The following is a 5631-nucleotide window of genomic DNA, read 5'->3' on the forward strand; positions in this document are numbered from 1 at the left end:
TTCTTAGGTTCGAAGCTGTGTGTAGCATCCAAGTGAAACTCGATAGTACTTTCATATTGATTCCGATAACGGGTCAGTATTTCTGATTTGCCATCTCCACTACTTCCACACAGAAAAACAATCTCATTAGATGCAATGCTCTCAAGCTTTGCTCTAAATGCCCGCTCAATATCTGTTTCTACAAACAAATAATCTTTTATTCTCTTCACTATAGGGTCAACAGGGTCACCCGAAGTTGTCACAGCATGTGGCGATGACTTGGAAAGGATACCAAGAGCGTCTCTTAACAACATATTAATACCTAATACTTAATTAGAATTCTTATCTAGTTTTGGATATCAACAAAATGGGGAAGATTATGAGGAGAGCAAATCCCTATAAGTTTATTTTCAACTTCCCTTTTTCATCAAACGCCAGTACAAACCGACTAAACAACACTAAGCCGTCATCACAAATGAATGCGATCACTAATAGTGATTACCAAACCTATAGCAAAGTCTCTCCCGAGAGAGCAAAGCAAGTTCAGCATTGCTAACCTTATCGGATTCCATTGGAATTTTCTATCAAAAACATAAGGTTGATTGATTACACGCATTTTTTGTATGGCTTTAAATACTCAAGTTTAGAAATCTAAATTTCCTAGATTTCTAGAAACTCATTGGCTCACCTAATGTACCGTTCGCACCATCCCCCGTAGCTAAAATTCAGTGGATTACTAAGCACCTCAGGGCTACACGTTACTCTTTCAGCACTTCTTCTAACCAACCTCTTCCACCAAGCAATACGCGGTAGACTATAATTCTCTCGAGCTCTCACTTCGGACATAAATCCGCTCACATCCTGCATATCTACTAACTTCCCATTTTCAAAAGTTAGCTCATAGCAGTGTTCAAAATTCCAATCGAGATTAAAACCTCTAGCTCCGCACTCATTCATCAAGAAACCTCTTGCAGCGAGTAATCCACCTGAATAAGGTACCGCCAAATTAACCTCGTCATAAATATGAGTAAATAATGGAAGCTCCGCCCGACTTCCTAGAGGATTAACACCATTCAAAGTAGGAGATTTGTCTATAGGTAAATCCAAATTAATACTTAAAGAATTAAGCATTAATATCTCGTCAACAATCCCAAAACAACAGTGAAAGCCGGACCAAGAGCAAGTAGAAGTTGTAACGGGTTTCAAATGATAATTTTCAGGATTAAATACCGGAAATTGAGACGAACTTGTTATCGTGAAAAGCTCCTCATCAATCTCAATTGAGTTTTGAATTTGTACAGTCATACGTCTCATCCTTTGAGGGTTGTGCTTTTATGTTTATCACTTTAACCTTTAAAGCGACAATCATTGTCGCCAATATTTTTTGATGAGAAAAAACACTCAGTACAAGCCCAAGCTACACTCACTAGAGCTTGTAACATCTCAGCAAATTGTTGGATAGATTGCAGGGACAAGAACGATTACATGGTCGATGTAAACATAAAATTAATTTGCAGACATAGAGTCCGGGGAGCTTTTTGGGATCAATCTATAAGGTGGGGTAATACAGTTAGTCTTCATCACCTTTTAATTTGATAATCTTATATAAAGCAACAAAGAACCATATATTAACAATATGCGCTAACCATCCTGCATCTCTTTCAAACAGGCTCAGCATTACACTGATAAAAGCAGACGCAACCAATATTGATAAACCGGCATTTAAATAGTGATGTAACTTTGCTTCCATAATTATTGCCCCAACCATTAACCAATACAGAGACCTAAACTTAATCCAACTACGCAATAAACAATATCCACGTTCTAGTGGATATAAACAATTGCTTCTGAGCAAGCATCTAACCCTATCGAAAAGCCTTTTCAGTTAATTTTGCAGTTGATTAGCTATTTCTAATAGATCACCTGACCTAAATAATATTTTCCTCCAGCTTAGAGGAATACTATCAACACCATAAAACGCTCCAGCTAACTGGCCACATATCGCAGCGGTAGTATCGGCATCATCTCCTAAGTTTGCCGAAGCAAGAATGGCACTCTCAAATGTGTCTGTTGAGTAGAAGGCCCATAATGCCGCCTCTAAACTCTCTACGACATATCCACTGCCTTTTACTTCCCTTTCATTTAACGATAAGAAAGCACCATCTTTTATGCACTCCATAGAACTAGGAAACATTACTTCACCAACAGCCTTTTCAAACAACTTTTCCTTTTCAACTCCATTAAATGCTAAAAACAACATCACAGCCAAGAGCCTACATGAAGAAAGGCATTCGTCACTACCATGAGTCGTCTTTGAACTAAGCTCCGCGTACTTCAAACAGGCTTCTAGATCTCTGTGGCAATAAATAGCAACTGGAGCTAAGCGCATAAGAGAGCCGTTTCCAGAGTATTTTGATTCAATCCTTCCTGCTATTGGGTTGCCAGTTTTCTTGTATCTAATTAAAGCTTGGGAAACCTGCTTTCCCATTCCAAATGGATACTCTCTACACGAGTTGTAACCTTCGTTAGCCCAACGCCAATATCGAGCCATTTGATCTTCGACATCAAAACCATTCTCAATCAAGCTATCCGCTAGACATAGTGCCATTGCGGTGTCATCTGTCCACTCACCTGGGTTCAATTGAAACTTCCCTCCACCGATCATATCAGTTAAAGGCGTGAATCTTCCACGCGAGCAAAACTCAACGCTAGCTCCAACTGCGTCACCACAAGCTAACCCCAATAATGCACCCTGAAATTTACTTTTCTTCAATTTGATCATATTAACTGCAATATTAATTAATGAAGACGGGGGGTAAATTATATATCCAGCTTTGATTCAACATTATGAAAAGCATCTTTAAAGACATTATTATTTACCAAGCCCCAAAAATCGCGAACCCCATCAAACATTAAAAGCAGAAGCCATTAGCTGCTGCTCACTACGAGAGATACCAATGTCTTTGGCCACTGACTCCCAGCTACTAACGACACTTAATACTTCTTCTTTGATGCCTTCCGCCTCGGTTTCACCTAGCTGAAAAAAGTCGATCACTTCCATTGCAAGATCATAATCGAGGCTATTGTTATCATCGGTAATATTGAGATGTAAACCATTTGATGGTGTCACGGGATTAATATCATAGGCAGGAGATAATACCCAGCCACCGCTGCGGTATATGAAGCCATGGTTTCTTAAATGATCATCTGTGTTTGAAACTGCAATGTTAAAGACAACTCGTCGCCACAATTGCTCAAGATCTGCTTTTGTATTTGAGCCCTGTTCGGTGAGAAACTGGGCAAGCTCCAAGTAACTTGCGTCATAATCACCATCGTAATAACCAAGCTGAGTCATCGCCGAAGTAAAGTGTAGGCGGCTCAACTCCGTCCGATCAAATCGCTTGGTCAAAAAGGTATGGTGATGAGAGTTGAACTTCTCAATTCGGCTTTCCGCCATGTCGATACCAGCGTCCAGAGCGAGTTTATAAACAAGGTTTTCCCAAGCAGCAATATCATGATCGTCATAACGACTGGGAAATTTAGCGATCCATAAATGACCATCCTCATCGACAACGCTAGCTTTGGGTCTTGCACCACCTAGTGACGAACCTGGCGACATCAGCATGTAAAGCCATTTCAAATATTCTGGGTCATCACTGTCACTGGTTTCTACCTTCATTGCTGCATGCTCAAGTTCACGCAGTGAAGAGATAGGAGGCGCAGCCAATTCTTCATCGTTATCCAGAAATTCACCATTGGGATCAGTTTTGAATCGCAACGCCCCTTGGCGATAAAGATCATGGACACCTAAAAGATAATCGATTTCATGAAAAACACGAGGCTTACGATCTTCCTGGCGGGCCACAATCGCTTCTCGACGCTTCATCAATAAACGTCCCCATCGGTCTGGGCATGAATCTAGGAAGACCCGAAAATTGCTAGAGTCTGAGCTATGTTGCTCGCCGGTAAATAGCTCCAAATCAGGATCAATTTTTTGTGCAAATGAAGATGTCAGCCAAGATGGATCGTAACTAAAACTAAAATGCTCCTTGCTCTTCGTGATTGATGAACGCAAAGTCCCAACAAGCATAGGCTCACTGAATTCTTCCCAATCAGCATAGACATGCACTTCGATACTCATCTTGATCTACCCAACAATTGTATATCTTGAAGCTTGCGACCAAGTTCATCATCTCTTGCTACTTGAGCTAAATCATCAACCAATCCAATGACCCCCAGTACAGCCACATAATGCCCGATAGAGACGGTCGGGTCTCCCCGCTCAATTTTTCGGATGGTCAAACGACTTAACCCTGTTCGTTCAGAAACAAGTGATTGAGAGTATTTACGTCGCTTACATGCTAACTTAATGTTCTCACCTAATAGTGCAAGTACTCTCCGGTTCTTAGGGAATACGACGGCCTTTCGCTTATCAGAAGACATAATATGATCACTATAACTACCATTTATATTGATACTGGTAACTATAGCATTCAAATCAATCATCGCAAGCATAATTGATCACTACAGCTTTGCGAACTAATTTCGAAAATGGTTGTAGTTAAAACTCCTTTTTCACAACTATTCCTGATAACCTAATGCTTCTCTTAAAAAATAATGAAAAGGAATTTCATAATGAGTAACGGACTAGCATTAACTCGCGAAGCTAAACAAAACAAAAACGAGCTATTTTTTCATATCAGGGATTCAAACGGCGAATTGATCACTATCAGGCAATCAGTTGCTTCAGTGAAGGGAAGACAGGTTCGAATTAATATTCAAGCACCTGACAATGTTGGTATTGTGCGCGGTGAAATCGTGTAGTTATCTACTACCAAAATGAGGTGAACCAACGCAATGAAGACATGGGTGAAGTATCTGGCACTATTTACCATTATTTTTTCAATTAGTGCGAGTGCTGACACCCTAACCTTCAGCAAAGCTAAAAAGAAGCTTCAGCACGTTTACTTTGACCACCAACAATCATTCTATTGCGCGTGCACCTATTCCAAACAGTTAAAGATCGGTAGCAAGAACAAATACCTGTTAAGCCCGGACTGGAATAGTTGCGGATACGTGCCCCGTAAGCAACCCAAACGAGCATCACGGATCGAATGGGAACATGTAATGCCTGCCCACCACTTTGGACAGCACATGCAATGTTGGCGCGATGGTGGACGCAAGAAGTGCAAGAAAGATCCTACCTTCCGCGCTATGGAAGGTGATATGCATAACTTAGTACCTGCTATTGGTGAAGTGAACGGTGATCGTTCAAATTTCAAGTATGGAATGATTGAAAGTGAAAGTCGTGTTTATGGTAAATGTGATGCTGAAGTAGACTTTAAGACAAAACGCTTTGAACCTGCTTCATACGTCTATGGTGACATTGCCCGAATCTATTTCTACATGAGTGACCGTTACAACATTAAACTGAGCAAGCAGCAAAGGAAGTTATTTGACGCGTGGAATAGGCTTGATCCCGTTGACAGCTTCGAACGGATTAGAAACAAGCGTATAGAGGCCATACAAGGCAATCTGAACCCCTATATCAAATAACCTTAGAGTTCAGATGAAACGTACAAACTAGTGTAAGATTTCATTGCTAAACTCTAACTCAGAACATCCCATAAATACACTCCAAGTAATATATGT

8 protein-coding genes are annotated in these 5631 nt (G+C 40.5%); 2 read left to right on the forward strand and 6 right to left on the reverse strand.

Features of this window, described 5'->3' with window-relative positions; all coding sequences use genetic code 11:
* From dptF to A3761_RS13875, 6 genes are all read right to left on the reverse strand, one after another.
* Positions 1-293, reverse strand: a 293-nt coding sequence (gene dptF / locus A3761_RS13850) for a DNA phosphorothioation-dependent restriction protein DptF (RefSeq protein WP_068750358.1), incomplete at its 3' end; no start/stop codon positions are given.
* 370 nt (positions 294-663) lie between these two features.
* Positions 664-1284, reverse strand: coding sequence for a hypothetical protein (locus tag A3761_RS13855; RefSeq protein WP_068740194.1), 621 nt, complete (start codon positions 1282-1284; stop codon positions 664-666).
* Between the two features lie 265 nt (positions 1285-1549).
* Complete coding sequence (locus A3761_RS13860) at positions 1550-1729, reverse strand: hypothetical protein (protein ID WP_068739413.1); 180 nt, start codon at positions 1727-1729, stop codon at positions 1550-1552.
* Between the two features lie 135 nt (positions 1730-1864).
* Positions 1865-2761, reverse strand: coding sequence for an ADP-ribosylglycohydrolase family protein (locus A3761_RS13865; RefSeq protein WP_068739411.1), 897 nt, complete (start codon positions 2759-2761; stop codon positions 1865-1867).
* 123 nt (positions 2762-2884) lie between these two features.
* Positions 2885-4120 (reverse strand): type II toxin-antitoxin system HipA family toxin, encoded by a 1236-nt coding sequence (locus A3761_RS13870; RefSeq protein ID WP_068739409.1) that lies wholly within the window; start codon positions 4118-4120, stop codon positions 2885-2887.
* Positions 4117-4494 carry a helix-turn-helix domain-containing protein gene (locus tag A3761_RS13875; protein ID WP_231878243.1) on the reverse strand — a complete coding sequence of 126 codons (378 nt, stop codon included), beginning with the start codon at positions 4492-4494 and terminating at the stop codon, positions 4117-4119. The genes A3761_RS13870 and A3761_RS13875 overlap by 4 nt, the downstream gene beginning before the upstream one ends.
* A 120-nt stretch (positions 4495-4614) precedes the next feature.
* On the opposite strand from A3761_RS13875, the gene A3761_RS13880 reads away from it, so the two are divergent.
* Positions 4615-4803 (forward strand): carbon storage regulator, encoded by a 189-nt coding sequence (locus A3761_RS13880; RefSeq protein ID WP_068739407.1) that lies wholly within the window; start codon positions 4615-4617, stop codon positions 4801-4803.
* 33 nt (positions 4804-4836) lie between these two features.
* The gene (locus A3761_RS13885) at positions 4837-5535 is read left to right on the forward strand and encodes an endonuclease (protein ID WP_068739406.1); all 699 of its coding nucleotides are present in this window, start codon (positions 4837-4839) and stop codon (positions 5533-5535) included.
* Positions 5536-5631: the final 96 nt, after the last annotated feature.

This window comes from Oleiphilus sp. HI0123, from assembly GCF_001635315.1.

What these genes read in the sequence shown, in the direction of transcription:
- A3761_RS13880 (WP_068739407.1), top strand. Translation starts at nt 4,615, where the DNA reads ATGAGTAACGGACTAGCATTAACTCGCGAAGCTAAACAAAACAAAAAC.
- A3761_RS13870 (WP_068739409.1), bottom strand. Translation starts at nt 4,120, where the DNA reads ATGAGTATCGAAGTGCATGTCTATGCTGATTGGGAAGAATTCAGTGAG.
- A3761_RS13860 (WP_068739413.1), bottom strand. Translation starts at nt 1,729, where the DNA reads ATGGAAGCAAAGTTACATCACTATTTAAATGCCGGTTTATCAATATTG.
- A3761_RS13875 (WP_231878243.1), bottom strand. Translation starts at nt 4,494, where the DNA reads ATGCTTGCGATGATTGATTTGAATGCTATAGTTACCAGTATCAATATA.
- A3761_RS13855 (WP_068740194.1), bottom strand. Translation starts at nt 1,284, where the DNA reads ATGACTGTACAAATTCAAAACTCAATTGAGATTGATGAGGAGCTTTTC.
- A3761_RS13885 (WP_068739406.1), top strand. Translation starts at nt 4,837, where the DNA reads ATGAAGACATGGGTGAAGTATCTGGCACTATTTACCATTATTTTTTCA.
- A3761_RS13865 (WP_068739411.1), bottom strand. Translation starts at nt 2,761, where the DNA reads ATGATCAAATTGAAGAAAAGTAAATTTCAGGGTGCATTATTGGGGTTA.